Origin of the sequence: Rossellomorea pakistanensis (genome assembly GCF_016908495.1) — a bacterium.
GTDB lineage: Bacteria > Bacillota > Bacilli > Bacillales > Bacillaceae_B > Rossellomorea > Rossellomorea pakistanensis.
In genome coordinates this window covers 759,107-773,014 of record NZ_JAFBDZ010000002.1, presented here as the reverse complement: position 1 = coordinate 773,014, position 13,908 = coordinate 759,107, and the positions used below count along the sequence as shown (strand labels likewise).

Annotated in this window: 12 protein-coding genes; 4 read left to right on the top strand and 8 right to left on the bottom strand. The window is 40.4% G+C overall.

Annotated elements, in window-relative coordinates:
• Positions 1-125 precede the first annotated feature (125 nt).
• The 5 genes from JOC86_RS11325 to gnd all read right to left on the bottom strand — a co-directional run bounded on the left by JOC86_RS11325 (position 126) and on the right by gnd (position 6,307).
• Positions 126-974 carry a DegV family protein gene (locus JOC86_RS11325; protein WP_205172430.1) on the bottom strand — a complete coding sequence of 283 codons (849 nt, stop codon included), beginning with the start codon at positions 972-974 and terminating at the stop codon, positions 126-128.
• A gap of 222 nt (positions 975-1,196) precedes the next feature.
• Entirely contained in the window at positions 1,197-2,135 is a 939-nt protein-coding gene (locus JOC86_RS11320; RefSeq protein ID WP_205172427.1) for an EamA family transporter, read from the bottom strand.
• Between the two features lie 327 nt (positions 2,136-2,462).
• A complete protein-coding gene (gene gntK / locus JOC86_RS11315) occupies positions 2,463-3,974 on the bottom strand; it encodes a gluconokinase (RefSeq protein WP_205173499.1) in 1,512 nt (503 codons plus the stop codon).
• Positions 3,975-4,052: 78 nt separating this feature from the next.
• Positions 4,053-5,396: a GntP family permease gene (locus tag JOC86_RS11310; protein WP_205172424.1), complete on the bottom strand. Its 1,344-nt coding sequence runs from the start codon at positions 5,394-5,396 to the stop codon at positions 4,053-4,055.
• Positions 5,397-5,404: 8 nt separating this feature from the next.
• The gene (gene gnd / locus JOC86_RS11305) at positions 5,405-6,307 is read right to left on the bottom strand and encodes a phosphogluconate dehydrogenase (NAD(+)-dependent, decarboxylating) (protein ID WP_205172422.1); all 903 of its coding nucleotides are present in this window, start codon (positions 6,305-6,307) and stop codon (positions 5,405-5,407) included.
• 157 nt (positions 6,308-6,464) lie between these two features.
• On the opposite strand from gnd, the gene JOC86_RS11300 reads away from it, so the two are divergent.
• From JOC86_RS11300 to treC, 3 genes are all read left to right on the top strand, one after another.
• Entirely contained in the window at positions 6,465-7,319 is an 855-nt protein-coding gene (locus tag JOC86_RS11300; RefSeq protein ID WP_205173498.1) for a MurR/RpiR family transcriptional regulator, read from the top strand.
• Positions 7,320-8,076: 757 nt separating this feature from the next.
• Positions 8,077-9,492, top strand: a complete 1,416-nt coding sequence (gene treP, locus JOC86_RS11295; RefSeq protein WP_205172421.1) for a PTS system trehalose-specific EIIBC component — start codon at positions 8,077-8,079, stop codon at positions 9,490-9,492.
• 283 nt (positions 9,493-9,775) lie between these two features.
• Positions 9,776-11,476, top strand: a complete 1,701-nt coding sequence (treC, locus tag JOC86_RS11290) for an alpha,alpha-phosphotrehalase (RefSeq protein ID WP_205172413.1) — start codon at positions 9,776-9,778, stop codon at positions 11,474-11,476.
• A 92-nt stretch (positions 11,477-11,568) separates the two neighbouring features.
• On the opposite strand, the gene JOC86_RS11285 is transcribed toward treC, so the two are convergent.
• The 3 genes from JOC86_RS11285 to JOC86_RS11275 all read right to left on the bottom strand — a co-directional run bounded on the left by JOC86_RS11285 (position 11,569) and on the right by JOC86_RS11275 (position 13,069).
• Positions 11,569-12,021 (bottom strand): SRPBCC family protein, encoded by a 453-nt coding sequence (locus tag JOC86_RS11285; RefSeq protein WP_205172410.1) that lies wholly within the window; start codon positions 12,019-12,021, stop codon positions 11,569-11,571.
• Positions 12,018-12,362 (bottom strand): MerR family transcriptional regulator, encoded by a 345-nt coding sequence (locus JOC86_RS11280; RefSeq protein ID WP_205172408.1) that lies wholly within the window; start codon positions 12,360-12,362, stop codon positions 12,018-12,020. Before JOC86_RS11280 ends, JOC86_RS11285 begins: the two co-directional genes overlap by 4 nt.
• Positions 12,363-12,472: 110 nt before the next feature.
• Positions 12,473-13,069, bottom strand: a complete 597-nt coding sequence (locus JOC86_RS11275; RefSeq protein WP_205172406.1) for a Cif family virulence factor — start codon at positions 13,067-13,069, stop codon at positions 12,473-12,475.
• A gap of 102 nt (positions 13,070-13,171) precedes the next feature.
• Between JOC86_RS11275 and treR the strand changes: the two genes are divergently transcribed.
• Positions 13,172-13,891 (top strand): trehalose operon repressor, encoded by a 720-nt coding sequence (treR, locus tag JOC86_RS11270; RefSeq protein ID WP_205172405.1) that lies wholly within the window; start codon positions 13,172-13,174, stop codon positions 13,889-13,891.
• Positions 13,892-13,908 lie beyond the last annotated feature (17 nt).

Genomic DNA, 13,908 nt, shown 5'->3' with positions numbered 1-13,908 from the left:
TTTTAACTACATTGTGCCATCATCCTTCACCTCCAATACTAATACGATTTTAGTGATTGGTAAGTTTCAATATTTTTTAAGGTCTTTGCCATAAGAAAAAACGCCACTCCAAAGAATGACGCTCTTTACCCCATTTTTCTTGACCACCCAAACCCCATTGCGCCTTCACCTAAGTGTGTACCAATAACTGGTCCGAAGTAGCTAACAGTAAAGTCAACATCTGGATATGTCTCTTGTAATTCTTCTTTCCATTCATGGGCTTCCTTTTCACGGTTTGCGTGGATAATCACTGCTTGAAGGGGTTCTCCCTTGTTAACCTCTTGCTCAAAAATGGCCACGATCCGTTTCAACGCTTTTTTACGTGTTCGAATTTTTTCAAATGGAACTATCACCTTGTCTTCAAAATGGAGAAGTGGCTTTACCTGGAGAAGGCTTCCGATTATCGCTTGTGCACTTGTTAAGCGTCCTCCGCGCTGCAGATGTGATAGATCATCGACCATGAAATACGCGTTCACTGATTGCTTTAGCTCATCTAGTTTGGCGACAATTTCTTTCGCTGCCAGGTTTTGTTTCGCAAGTCTTGCTGCTTCCACTGCATAGTAACCTTGAACCATGCAACTAATTTCGGAGTCAAAAGGGTGAATCTCAATGCCTTCCACCATCCCTTGGGCTTGATGTGCCCCTTGGAAGGTACCGCTTATGCCGCTTGATAAATGAATGGAAATGACCTCATCGTAGTCCTTTGAGAGGGATTCATAGAGGTCAACAAAGCTTCCAAGCGCTGGCTGTGAAGTTGATGGAAGCTTGTCTTCCTTTTTTACCAGTTCATAAAAGTCATTTGCGGAGATATCGACTTCTTCACGATAGGATTTTCCACCAATAATGACGTCCAATGGAATCATATGTATGTTGAGTTGATCGCGCAATTCTTTCGGGATGTAAGCGGTACTATCCGTTACAATTGCCGTTTTCATATTATTACCTGCCTTATTCGTTAATTTAAAAGAGTCTATAAAAGGTTTTCTGCAAATCCGATTATATGCCTTATATATTTTATATGAATTTGGGCTGGAATGCACCTATTATATTAGGAATGCTTCTTTAACGCAGTAAAGTGATCGGGGACGGTTCTCGACCGCTTTAACGCGGTCGAGAACCGTCCCTCACCAAGGTAAAGCATTAAAGTAATCACTTGTTTAAGGTTTATGTTCACATTGAGCAGCGGTACTACTCCCCCCCTCTAGCCCCACGACTGCTTTGATTTGCTTCTTCGATTTCCTTGATGAGAGGAAAACTCCTATGAAAATAACGAGTAATCCAATGATCAGATTCGAAGTAACAGGCTCATCTAATAGGACAAACCCCCAAACCATTGCTGTTCCCGGAATTAGATAGGTTACCGTCGATGCAAATTCCGGACTTCCCTTTTTCACAATATAAAAGAAAAGAAGAGTAGCAATCCCTGATCCAAAGCATCCTAGCCCTACAATGGCTAACAACGCTTTTGGCTCTACAAGTCCATTCCAATCCACCCCACCCTGAACAAACATGCCGATAAGCCCAACGAACCCACCGACGACAAGCTGGATAGAGGAAATCACTACTACACTAACACCTGCTAACGCCTTCTTCGTATATTGGGAAGAAAAAGCATAGCTCATTGCCGCAATAAGCATGGTCCCCACGCCGACAAAATGACTTGTGAAAAGTCCTCCAACTTGAAAATCCATCAAAATCAAAATTCCCAAAAACCCTACTGCGATCCCCGCCCACTGGAAGCGTGTCAACGTAACCGAAAATACTAAAAACCCGATCAATCCTGTCCATAGCGGTGTGGTAGCATTAAGAATCGAGGCCGTATTGCTGTTTATCTGAGTTTCACTTAATGCGATCAATGACCAAGGAACCGCTGCATTGAAGATTCCAACAATGATTAATGGTTTCCATTTCAAGGGATCACCCGAACTTTTTTTCTGTTGACGATAAAAAAGTGGCAGCAAAATCAGTGCTCCAGCTAAACATCGTAAAAACGTGGTCCCCCAAATTCCTGCAGGTTCCACCATCCATTTTATAAAAACAAAACTCAACCCCCAGATTAAACTGAGAAATATAAGAGCTGAATATAATCGAAGCACATTCTCATCCCCCATTTTGCATGTTTCATTATTTTTCTGCCTAAAAGAACTACCTTCTATTTTAGTAGATAAACAAGATAAAAATCTCTGAATTCGTCATATTATTTGTGAAAAAGTTTTATAAAGCTTTTCTGTGTACTAGACACTAAAAAAAGAGAGAGGAGCACTTTGCCAAATTTGTGGTGTTTTGTCGAGAAATCGATAGGACGACTAAAGTTGAAAATGAAACTGAGAAAATTGAAAATTGATTGCTTCTCATGCCAGAAATCAGCGAAGAATATCATTTTTTTCTTCTTACTAATAACTAAAAAAGCTAACTCAATAGAGTCAGCTTTCCTGTTGATAGGCACTAATCGCCGCATATTCGCTTTCCAATATCCTAGGCAATCGGATGAAAATCGGCATCAGCTTTCGGTACGCTTCTGTTGCTTTTGGATTCGGCTCATGGGAATGTACGGAACCAACCATTTCCCTTACTTCTTCTAAGGATTCCAGATCACCTTGGCCATACATCCCTAACACCACCGCCCCTAGACAGGAGCTCTCAAAGCTTTCCGGAATTTGTACCTCCTGATCAAAAACATCAGCGAGCATTTGGCGCCATAGCTCAGATCTAGCAAAGCCCCCTGTTGCTTGAACGCGTTTCGGTGTCCCAATCAATTCCTCTAAAGCTAGCAACACACTGTACAAATTCATGATAATTCCTTCTAAAACCGCACGAATCATATGCTCTTTTTTGTGGTGCATCCCAAGGCCGAAGAAGGATCCACGTGCATTGGCGTTCCAAAGCGGAGCCCTTTCCCCAGACATATACGGGTGAAAAATTAATCCATCGGATCCTGGAGCTACGTTTTCGGCGATATCTGTCAGTACTTCATATGGATCTTTCCCTAATCGCTTGGCTACTTCTACTTCAGCAGCAGCGAGTTCATCACGGACCCATCTAAAAATCATCCCGCCATTATTGACTGGGCCTCCAATAACCCAATGTTTGTCTGTCAACGCGTAACAGAAGATTCGCCCTTTCGGATCTGTAACAGGTCTATCAGTTACAGCACGAATCGCTCCACTTGTCCCAATCGTTACGGCTACCACTCCAGGTTCAATGGCATTCACTCCGAGATTAGAGAGAACTCCATCGCTTGCTCCTACAACAAACGGTGTTTCTGGTGCAATCCCAGTCATCCTGGCATATTCTTCTTTTAATCCTATCAAGCTTTCCGTTGTAGACACCGGTTTAGATAACTGATCCTTTGTGACTCCAGCTACTTTTAATGCCCCTTCATCCCAATCCAAATTTTCAAGATGAAACATACCGGTGGCAGATGCTATTGAATAATCGATCACATATTTTCCAAATAAACGATGAAAAATAAACTCTTTAATCGATATGAATTTTGACGCTTTATAAAATAATCCGGGATGTTCATTTTGCAGCCAAGCCAATTTCACAAGAGGTGACATTGGATGGATCGGCGTACCCGTTCTTCGATAAATCTCGATGCCATTGTACTCTGTATTTATTTTTTCAGCCCAGGATGCACTTCGGTTATCCGCCCATGTAATGGAATTTGTGATAGGCTGATCCTTTTCGTCCACTAAAATCAAGCTGTGCATTGCCGAACTGAAGGAAACAAATTCAATATCCCCGTTTGCGTGGGAAGATACTTCTCTCATACATTTGAGTACGGCTTGGAAAATTTCCTCCGGGTCCTGTTCAGCGGTCCCAGGCTCTGGTGTATGTAACGGATACTCCACTCCATATCGAAAAAGCATTTCCCCTTTTTCATTAAAAAGTACTGCTTTTGTACTTGTTGTTCCAATATCGACACCAATCATTTGTTGAGACATCATTGTTCCTCCTTGGTGAAATGGAGAAAAGGAAGAAGCATTATCGCTCTTCCCCCTCCTTTTATATTATGCTATAAACATTCCTAAAATAAAGGCGACACCGAAACCGACAAATCCAATAATGGTTTCCATCATTGTCCACGATTTCAACGTGTCTTTAACATCCAACCCGAAATAACGGTTCACTAGCCAGAAGCCACTGTCATTTACATGAGAGAATACTGTTGCACCGGAAGCGATGGCAATAACCATCAATCCTAGAACCGGACCTTCCATTCCCATCGTTGTAATAAGTGGAGACATTAATCCTGCTGCTGTAACCATTGAAACGGTTGCTGATCCTTGAGCAATACGAACAACCATGGCAATTAAGAATGCCAGTGCAATTGGAGGTAGATTAGATCCTGCCATCATTTCTCCAAGCACTTCTCCAACACCAGAATCAATCAAGACCTGCTTGAATACACCACCAGCACCTGTTACAAGAATAATAATCCCCGCTGGCTCAAGTGATTTTGTAGCAATTTCCTGTACTTCATCACGAGTGTAGCCACGTTTCGTTCCTAAGAAAATAAACGTTAGAATCGTTGCAATCGTTAAGGCCACAAATGGATGTCCTAAGAAGGTCAAGATCGAGCGAACCATATTTCCTTCTTCAAGAAGCACTCCTGAAATCGTATTTAAAAGAATTAACACTAAAGGAATGAAAATCAAGGATGCGATCAATCCAAAGCTTGGTAGCTCTTTATCATATTCTTTCTCTTCTACTTCCATATAATCAGGAACCGTAACATGAATTTTTTTCGAAATATATTTCGCGAAAATCGGACCTGCAATAATCATCGCTGGAAGACCGGCAATGGCACCGAATAAGATGACCCAGCCAAGCTCTGCACCAATAAGATCCGCAACCGCAATCGGTCCTGGAGTTGGCGGGATAAAACTATGGGTTACCGCAAGGCCAGCAAGTAAAGGAATTCCATAGTAAAGCAAGGACTTTCCTGTTTTTCTAGCTAATCCATAAACAATTGGGACAAGAATGATAAAGCCTACATCGAAAAAGACGGGAATCGCAACTAAGAATCCTGTAATTCCAAGTGACCACTGTGCTTTGTCCTGCCCAAATTTCTTGATCATTGTTTGTGCTAGACGCTCAGCTCCACCGGATACCTCAAGCATACGACCGAACATCGCCCCTAAACCAACGACAACGGCCACAAATCCTAGGGTACCTCCCATTCCATCTTCAATGGAGGTGACGACGTCTTCAAGAGGCATCCCAGCAGCAATACCAACAATTAAACTTACTAATAATAGAGCAACGAATGCATGAAGCTTTGTTTTAATGACTAAAAATAATAATAGAAAAATTCCTGCTAATGCAACTAATATGAGCATTTGATCGTTCATCTTATTCCCTACCTTTCATTTTTAACTACAGCATGTCCACCGAATTCATTTCGAAGTGCTGCAACTACTTTTCCAGTAAAAGTATCATCCTCTAATGAGCGATAACGCATCATCAATGATAAGGCGATGACTGGTGCAGCCGTTTGAAGATCAAGAGCTGTTTCCACCGTCCATTTTCCTTCTCCAGAAGAATGCATAATCCCCTTGATATCTTCTAACCTCTCATCCTTTGAAAAAGCATTTTCCATGAGCTCCATTAACCACGAGCGGATAACGGAACCGTGATTCCATACTCTAGCAACCTTTTCGTACTCATAATCAAATGGACTTTTTTCAAGGATTTCAAAGCCTTCCGCAATGGCTTGCATCATTCCATATTCAATTCCGTTGTGAACCATTTTTAAGAAATGACCACTTCCAGCTCGCCCTGTGTAGAGGTAACCGTTTTCAACAGAAAGATCACGAAAAATCGGTTCAATTTCCTTGAAGGCACCCTCGTGTCCACCAATCATTGTACAGGCACCATGTCTAGCTCCATCCACTCCACCACTTGTCCCACAGTCGAAGAAATAAATTTCTTTTGCTTCGCATTCTTCATTTCGTCTAAGGGATTCTTTGTAATGTGCATTTCCGCCGTCAATGATGCGATCACCTGGTTCTAACAATGACAAAACTTTTTGGAAAACGCTTTCTGTTGCCTCTCCAGCCGGAACCATCATCCAAACCGTCCTGGGTTTTTCTAATTTATAAACTAACTCTTCTATTGTCTGTGCCGTTTCCACACCCTCTGAAGAAATTTTTTTCATCACTTCTTCATTAAGGTCCGTTGCGATTACTTTATATTCTTTTTCTACTAGATTAAAAGAAAGCTGATAACCCATCTTTCCCAAACCAATCATACCTACTTGCATTAATGTCACCGCCTAATTCATTGTGAAAAAAATTTTTTCTTATAGTTTCTATTATAAAAAATATTTTTCTGATTGCAACCGTTTCCAAAAAAATATTTTTTCTTTTCTATTATTCTTGTATAATGAAACTATGGAAACCCTTTCAGGAGTGTTGTATATGAAAAAGGATCATCAGCATTGCTTAGCAAGCATCCGCTCCCACTACCCTCAATTTAGTGTGACGGAGAAAAAAATAGCCGATTATATATTAGAAAACCCTACCCACATTATCCATTCGACCATTAACGGAATGGCTGAAGATTTGGGCGTCGCCGATTCCACAGTTTTTCGCTTTTGTAAAAGGATTGGATTCAAAGGATATCAAGCGATGAAAATTGCTTTGGCATCGGAAATCGTCACCCCTCTTAAAGACATTCATGAACGAGTGGACGAAGGCGACTCTGTTCAAGCAGTGGCGACAAAGGTCTTTCGTTCGAATATGAAAACGATTGAAGACACTTTAATGGTCTTAAATGAAGAAAACCTTTTGAAAGCCGTTGATGCCATGGACGGGGCACGAGGCATTGAGTTTTTTGGCAGCGGAGGGTCAGGCGTAATCGCCCTAGATGCTTATCATAAATTCATTCGAACGGGAATGCGTGTGCATGCCACAAGTGACAGCCATATCCAGCTGATGACAGCGTCACAAATGACGGAAGCTGATTGTGCAGTCTTTATTTCCCACTCTGGCTCGACCAAAGATATTCTCCAGATCCTAAATCAAGTAAAAGAAACCGGAGCAAAGACGATTGGGATCACGAACTTTGCGAAATCACCACTCAGTGACAAAGTGGATATTCCACTTTACACCGTATCTGAAGAAACCGACTATCGCTCAGAAGCCCTCTCTTCGCGGATTGCTCAATTGACACTAATTGATGCTCTTTACGTGAACATCATGGTGCGCCGTGAAGCAAAAGGCCAAGACGCGCTTCAGAAAATGAGAAATGCTATTTCGGTTAAAAGGATTTAAAGAAGATTGACCTCTCATAGGGTCAATCTTTTTGATTTGAGGGATTGTTGTGGATAATGAACTTAATCAAGATTTCCAAGCGCGGTTCTTTTTTTAAAAAATGGGGCTTATTTTCCTTATCATTAATTTCAAGATGTGCTTTTTTGGAGAAAACCTTTAAATTCTTCATTATATAGTCCTTTCATGGCTACGGTACCTATAAATTTCATCTTTCCCCTCAAATTTCGTTGAATTTTTAACTTTAGGCTTTCTATCTTCAACTTCAAGCATTTAGTTTTCAACTTTGACCTTCCAATTTTCACTTCTACCATTCTATTTTAACTTCCATCCTCCTATCGATATTGACAAAAATCGACACCCCTCTACTTTATTCCACGGTCACCAAAGACCAAAACCAGGACTTTCGCTTTACCTCATCACCGCAATCGAGAACCGTCCCGCAGTGCTTTAAAGCACCGCGGGACGGTTCTCGATTACGTTAAAGGATAAAAGCACATGAAAAGTTCGAATATTGACAACTTGTATATACATGAATACAATAGTTATAGAACTTGTATATACATCATATCGATTAATGTAAGCGTTCTTCTATCCTTCATATAATCTAATGAAGAATAGAATTCTATGTTTTCGAACACTATGTAAGGGAAATTATTACTAGGTAAAATGAAAACGGTATCAAATCGTTTTCTACAAATTTCGAGTGGTGCCAGGCACGGACCACCAAGCGATGTTCACAAAGGGAGGGAATTAAGGAATGAGCGTAAGTAGAGAGTCTGTTCTCGAAATTATTAAGGCTATAGGTGGAAAGGAAAATATCCATACCGCTACACATTGTGTGACACGCCTACGTCTTGTCCTCAACGATGAAAGTAAGGTCGATAAAGAGACATTAGATAATATCGACATTGTCAAAGGTTCATTCTCCACCAACGGGCAATTTCAAGTAGTGATTGGTCAAGGGTTGGTAAACAAAGCATATGCAATCCTAGCTGAAGAAACGGGGATTGAAAAGGCATCAAAGCAAGATGTTAAAAATGCTGCAGAGCAAAACTTAAATCCTCTTCAACGGGCGATCAAGGTTCTAGCAGATATTTTTATACCGATCCTTCCAGCAATCGTAACGGCAGGTCTGTTAATGGGATTAAACAACATCCTAACCGGACCGGATATTTTTTACGATGGAAAATCTGTTATTGATGTTCATAAACAATGGGCTGATTTTGCCGGAATTATAAATCTAATTGCTAATACAGCCTTCGTGTTCCTGCCAGGGTTAATTGGTTGGTCTGCAGTAAACCGGTTTGGGGGGAGTTCGCTCCTTGGTATTGTTCTTGGATTAATGCTTGTACATCCAGACTTATTGAACGCTTGGAGCTACGGAAGTGCAGAAGAAATTCCAACATGGAATATCTTTGGATTTGAGATTCAAAAGATCGGCTATCAAGGTCAAGTATTACCGATATTATTTGCCTCCTATTTATTAGCTAAAATAGAAATGTTCTTAGATCGAAGAGTTCATGATTCTATTAAATTATTGGTAGTAGCACCTGTTGCCCTTTTAATTACCGGGTTTGCAGCATTTATACTAATTGGACCTGTTACTTTCTTTATTGGAAACGTATTAACTGACAGCGTTATTTGGGTCTTTGACCAATTCGCATGGTTAGGTGGACTTTTATACGGTGGATTATATGCAGTAATGGTTGTAACCGGGATGCACCATACGTTCCTAGCGGTTGACTTACAATTAGTCGGAAATGCCGGGGGAACCTTCCTATGGCCAATCCTTGCCATTTCAAATATTGCCCAAGGATCTGCAGCACTAGCTATGATGTTTGTCGCAAAAAAAGAAAACGAAAAGCTACGTGGCTTAGCTGGGACTTCAGCCCTCTCCGCTTATCTTGGAATAACGGAGCCTGCGATGTTCGGTGTTAACCTAAGATACCGCTATCCATTTATTAGTGCGCTAATCGGTTCAGCGATTGCAGGTCTGATCATGGCATCCGCAGGAGTAAAAGCATTCTCAATCGGTGTTGGCGGTCTACCTGGATTCCTATCGATCATTAACGAGTATTGGGGAATGTTCTTCGTAGGAATGGGAATCGCACTCGTTGTACCATTCGTCTTAACACTAGTATGGTCAAGATTCACCAAACAAAAAGAAATATAATAGAGAGAAAAACATTGAGGTAACTTGTATATACAAGTTAAAATATAGGGGGAGAATGGAACAACACCATTACTCCCTTTTCCTATTTAATTACTGTAACACACTAAAGCAACACGGGACGGTTCTCGATTGCGGTGATGCGTTAATAAGTGTGGGGACGGTTCTTGGTTGCGTTACCGTAGTAACGCAACCAAGAACCGTCCCCGAGAACTTCACCGCGGTAGAGTGATTGAGGACCGTCCCTAGCTGATTAAACTTATATGAATGGAAGGTGTTTGGCGATATGCAGAGACAGGAGCAGCCTTGGTGGAAGAAGTCGGTTGTGTATCAGATTTATCCGAAGAGTTTTTGTGATACTTCCGGTAATGGGGTTGGAGATATTAGAGGGATTACGTCGAAGCTTGATTATTTAAAGGAGCTTGGGATTGATGTCGTTTGGCTGACCCCAATCTATTCGTCCCCTCAGAATGATAATGGGTACGATATTAGCGATTACTTCCATATTCACGAGGAATACGGGACAATGGCAGACTTTGATGAACTCCTTAAAGAAGCTCATAAGCGTGACATAAAGATTATCATGGATATCGTCGTGAACCACACTTCAACAGAACACAAGTGGTTTATTGAATCCCGTAAGTCTAAAGACAACCCATATCGTGACTACTATATTTGGAAAGACGGCAAATCCGACGGCACAGAACCAACGAACTGGCAATCAAAATTCGGCGGTAACGCTTGGCAGTATGACGAGGAAACAGACCAATATTATCTACATCTTTTCGATATCACACAAGCAGATCTAAACTGGGAAAATGAAGAACTCCGCACGAAAGTGTTCGATATGATGCATTTCTGGCTAAAAAAAGGTGTCGACGGTTTTCGACTTGACGTCATTAACCTGATTTCTAAAGGTCAATCCTTTCCAGATGATGATGGGTCTATAGCTCCTGGTGATGGACGAAAATTTTATACAGACGGGCCAAAGGTGCACGACTACATGCAGGAAATGAACCGTAAGGTCTTTTCTCAATACGACATTATGACCGTCGGTGAAATGTCTTCTACCACCATCGATAACTGTATTAAATACTCAAACCCTGATCGAAATGAATTGAGCATGACGTTTAATTTTCATCATTTAAAAGTCGATTATCCAAATGGAGAAAAGTGGAGTGTCGCTGATTTTGATTTTCAACAGTTAAAAGATATCCTTTCCACCTGGCAAAAAGGGATGTACGAAGGTGGTGGCTGGAATGCATTATTCTGGTGTAACCACGATCAGCCGCGAATCATCTCCCGCTATGGTAATGATCACGAGTTTCATCAGGAATCAGCAAAAATGTTGGCTACCACGATTCACATGATGCAAGGAACGCCATACATTTACCAGGGTGAAGAAATTGGAATGCCTAACCCAAAATTCACGAACATCTCCCAATATCGTGACGTGGAATCTCTGAATATCTACAACACTCTTCGAGAAAAAGGCATGAGCGAAGAAGAAATTCTCGAAATTCTCCGCCATAAATCACGGGACAATTCGCGTACACCCGTACAATGGAATGGCAAAGAAAACGCCGGATTTACATCAGGTACACCATGGATTCCAGTAGGAAAGGGCTATGAAGAGATCAATGTTGAAAACGCACTAGAAGACCAAAATTCCGTCTTCTATCACTATCAAAAACTGATCCAACTTCGGAAAAGTAACGACATCATCGTAAATGGTGACTTCCAACTAATTTTAGATGAACATCCACAAATATTTGCCTATGTTCGCAATCTTGACAATGAAAAGCTACTCGTTGTGAATAATTTTTACGATGGAGAAGCCGAATTTCAGCTCCCATTAGATAAAGTCCCATCCAAGGGCTGGAACAGTGAAATGCTCATCTCAAATTACCTGGATTCCAAAAACGAATACGAAAACATCACACTTCGTCCCTACGAATCGCTTGTTTTTCACCTGAAAAATAAATGAAAATGGATGTAACAAACCTAAGGTGTCAGGAAGCAATAATGTAGATCCTGACACCTTCTTATATATTAAAAATATTTGAGAGGAAATAAAAATCAAACCTTCATAGCTTCCTGATGAACCTTTTGCAAAAATTCCTGAACCACTTTTTGATTGCTTTTCTCGCTCCCTAATTTCAACATAGCTCTACCAACAAAATTAACGCCTTTATTCCGCCCCTCGTAAATAAATTTCGTTTGTGTATCATCGATCTTAAGGAACCTAAATGTGAGATTAATTTCAAAAGCTTTACCCAACACAAAGCTAATTTTCTTCATCTTTTCAACCTCACTATCTTTATATGCTAAAGTCTCCACAATATAAGTTTCTACACGCTTTCCTTCACGATATTTCTGCTGATGCTTTGCCCCTACCTCCCCTTCCTTCTTTTCAATCAAGATATGTTCTTCCACTTTCGGCATAATCTTCTTAATGTTTTTATCGAAAAATAATTCCCACACATTCTCAATATTGGTCTCAATAATGATTTCTTCCTTCCACTGAATCACTCATTTTCCTCCTTTCCAGATGCAAGAAAATCATCGATCTCTTCAATCCTAAGGTGAAGATCTTCTATTTGCATCTGAATGTTATTTCTTTTTTGAATTAATAAATCCTCTAAATGCTCAAAAGACTCGTCCTCCATTACAGATATCATTTCCTGTATCGTAAACCCAAACCCTCTCAGCTTCACTAAAAGGATTGCAAGAAAGAAGCTGCCATCATCGTAATAGCGATAGTGGTTACTCGGATCAGTATAGGCCGGTTCAAGTAATTTCACTTCTGCATAATACCGTAACGTTTCCTTGCTCAATCCTGTCATCTCAGCAAACTCGTTAATCTTGTACATCCCGATCCTCCCTACATCATCATAAACCTTAGGGTGCACCACATAGTCAATAGCCATTTTTAAAAAATAAAAAAGTGACGCAGATCCATTCAGCGTCACTTTCATAGTTGTTATTGTGTTGCTTCTTTCTCTCCTTCATCTCCTAAGAAAAAGATGGCGGCTACTTTCCATCCTTCATCCGTCTTATTAAAGACCGTGACTTGTTTGCCGGACTTTTCTACTTCTTTTCCAGATTTAGGATCTGTCGTTTTAGCAGTAAGATCTGCGTAGATGTCTGCTTTTTTTCCATGGTAGCTAATGATTTTCACATTTTCAGCTTTTCGGTTAACATCGACTTGATCAAATACCTTTTCAACAGCTTTCTTCTCTTCATCATATTTAAAATTCAGAGGCTTCTTCGAAATCGTTTCCATATAGGCATCGACATCTTCCGTATTAAATGAACGAATATATTGATCAAAAGTAGCGAGCAATGCTTCCTTTTCTTCTGGAGGGATGTCCGTTACTTCTTGTAAAGACTTAGGATCATCCATCAACGGATTGCTCGAATTCTCTTTTGTCCCTTTATCTTGTTCTGCATTTTCTTCTACTGCTTTTTCCTCTTCTTTCGGCTTTTCAGCATCCTTCTCTTCTTGACCACATCCAGCTAGTAAAAGTGTACTGATTCCAACACCTACAAGTAGTGATCTCCATAGTTGCTTCGACAAAATCCTTCACCCTTTTCTAAAATATGCACTAACTCCATTTTATTGAAAATATTCTAAACACTCAAGCGAATTCTATATGGTAAAATAAATATTGGTGATATTATGACAAAAAGCAATAAATATATGCAAATTTATCATGAGCTACTTGACAAAATTCAAGATGGGGTCTACCCTCCGAATGAAATTCTGCCTTCTGAAAACGAATTATCTGAGATGTATACCACTTCTAGAGAAACGATTCGCAAGGCGCTAACCCTTTTAGCTCAGAAAGGCTTTATTCAAAAAATCCGTGGAAAAGGCTCTCTCGTTCTTGATGTATCGAAAATGAGTTTTCCAATTTCAGGTCTGGTCAGCTTCAAAGAGCTCCAACATTCGTTAGGTCGTGATACGAAAACCATTGTTCATGATTTCGGCTTAATCCAAGGCGATGATTGGCTATCACAGCAATTTAATGGCGCTCCTGTGGATGAAGTGTGGAAAATCGTTCGTTCAAGGCAGATTCAAGGAGAACGAATCATTCTGGATAAAGGATTTTTTTTAAAAGAATTTGTCCCACTCCTTTCGAAAGAAATCTGTGAAAAATCAATCTACGAATACCTTGAAGGAGAATTGCACTTACCGATTTCGTTTGCAAAGAAAGAAATCGTCGTGGAAGAATGTACAGAAGAAGATCGTGAATACTTAGATTTAGAAGGATTTAATCATATTGTAGTCGTCAAAAACTATGTCTACTTAGATGACGCAACCCTTTTTGAATACACAGAGTCAAGACATCGATTAGATAAGTTTCAATTTGTTGATTTTGCAAGGCGAAAAGCTTGAAACCGCCCTCATGATAG

Excerpts from the sequence above, each read along its gene's own strand:
- JOC86_RS11325 (WP_205172430.1), bottom strand. The coding sequence starts at position 974 with ATGAAAACGGCAATTGTAACGGATAGTACCGCTTACATCCCGAAAGAA.
- gntK (WP_205173499.1), bottom strand. The coding sequence starts at position 3,974 with ATGATTGGTGTCGATATTGGAACAACAAGTACAAAAGCAGTACTTTTT.
- JOC86_RS11310 (WP_205172424.1), bottom strand. The coding sequence starts at position 5,396 with ATGAACGATCAAATGCTCATATTAGTTGCATTAGCAGGAATTTTTCTA.
- gnd (WP_205172422.1), bottom strand. The coding sequence starts at position 6,307 with ATGCAAGTAGGTATGATTGGTTTGGGAAAGATGGGTTATCAGCTTTCT.
- JOC86_RS11300 (WP_205173498.1), top strand. The coding sequence starts at position 6,465 with ATGAAAAAGGATCATCAGCATTGCTTAGCAAGCATCCGCTCCCACTAC.
- treP (WP_205172421.1), top strand. The coding sequence starts at position 8,077 with ATGAGCGTAAGTAGAGAGTCTGTTCTCGAAATTATTAAGGCTATAGGT.
- treC (WP_205172413.1), top strand. The coding sequence starts at position 9,776 with ATGCAGAGACAGGAGCAGCCTTGGTGGAAGAAGTCGGTTGTGTATCAG.
- JOC86_RS11280 (WP_205172408.1), bottom strand. The coding sequence starts at position 12,362 with ATGTACAAGATTAACGAGTTTGCTGAGATGACAGGATTGAGCAAGGAA.
- treR (WP_205172405.1), top strand. The coding sequence starts at position 13,172 with ATGACAAAAAGCAATAAATATATGCAAATTTATCATGAGCTACTTGAC.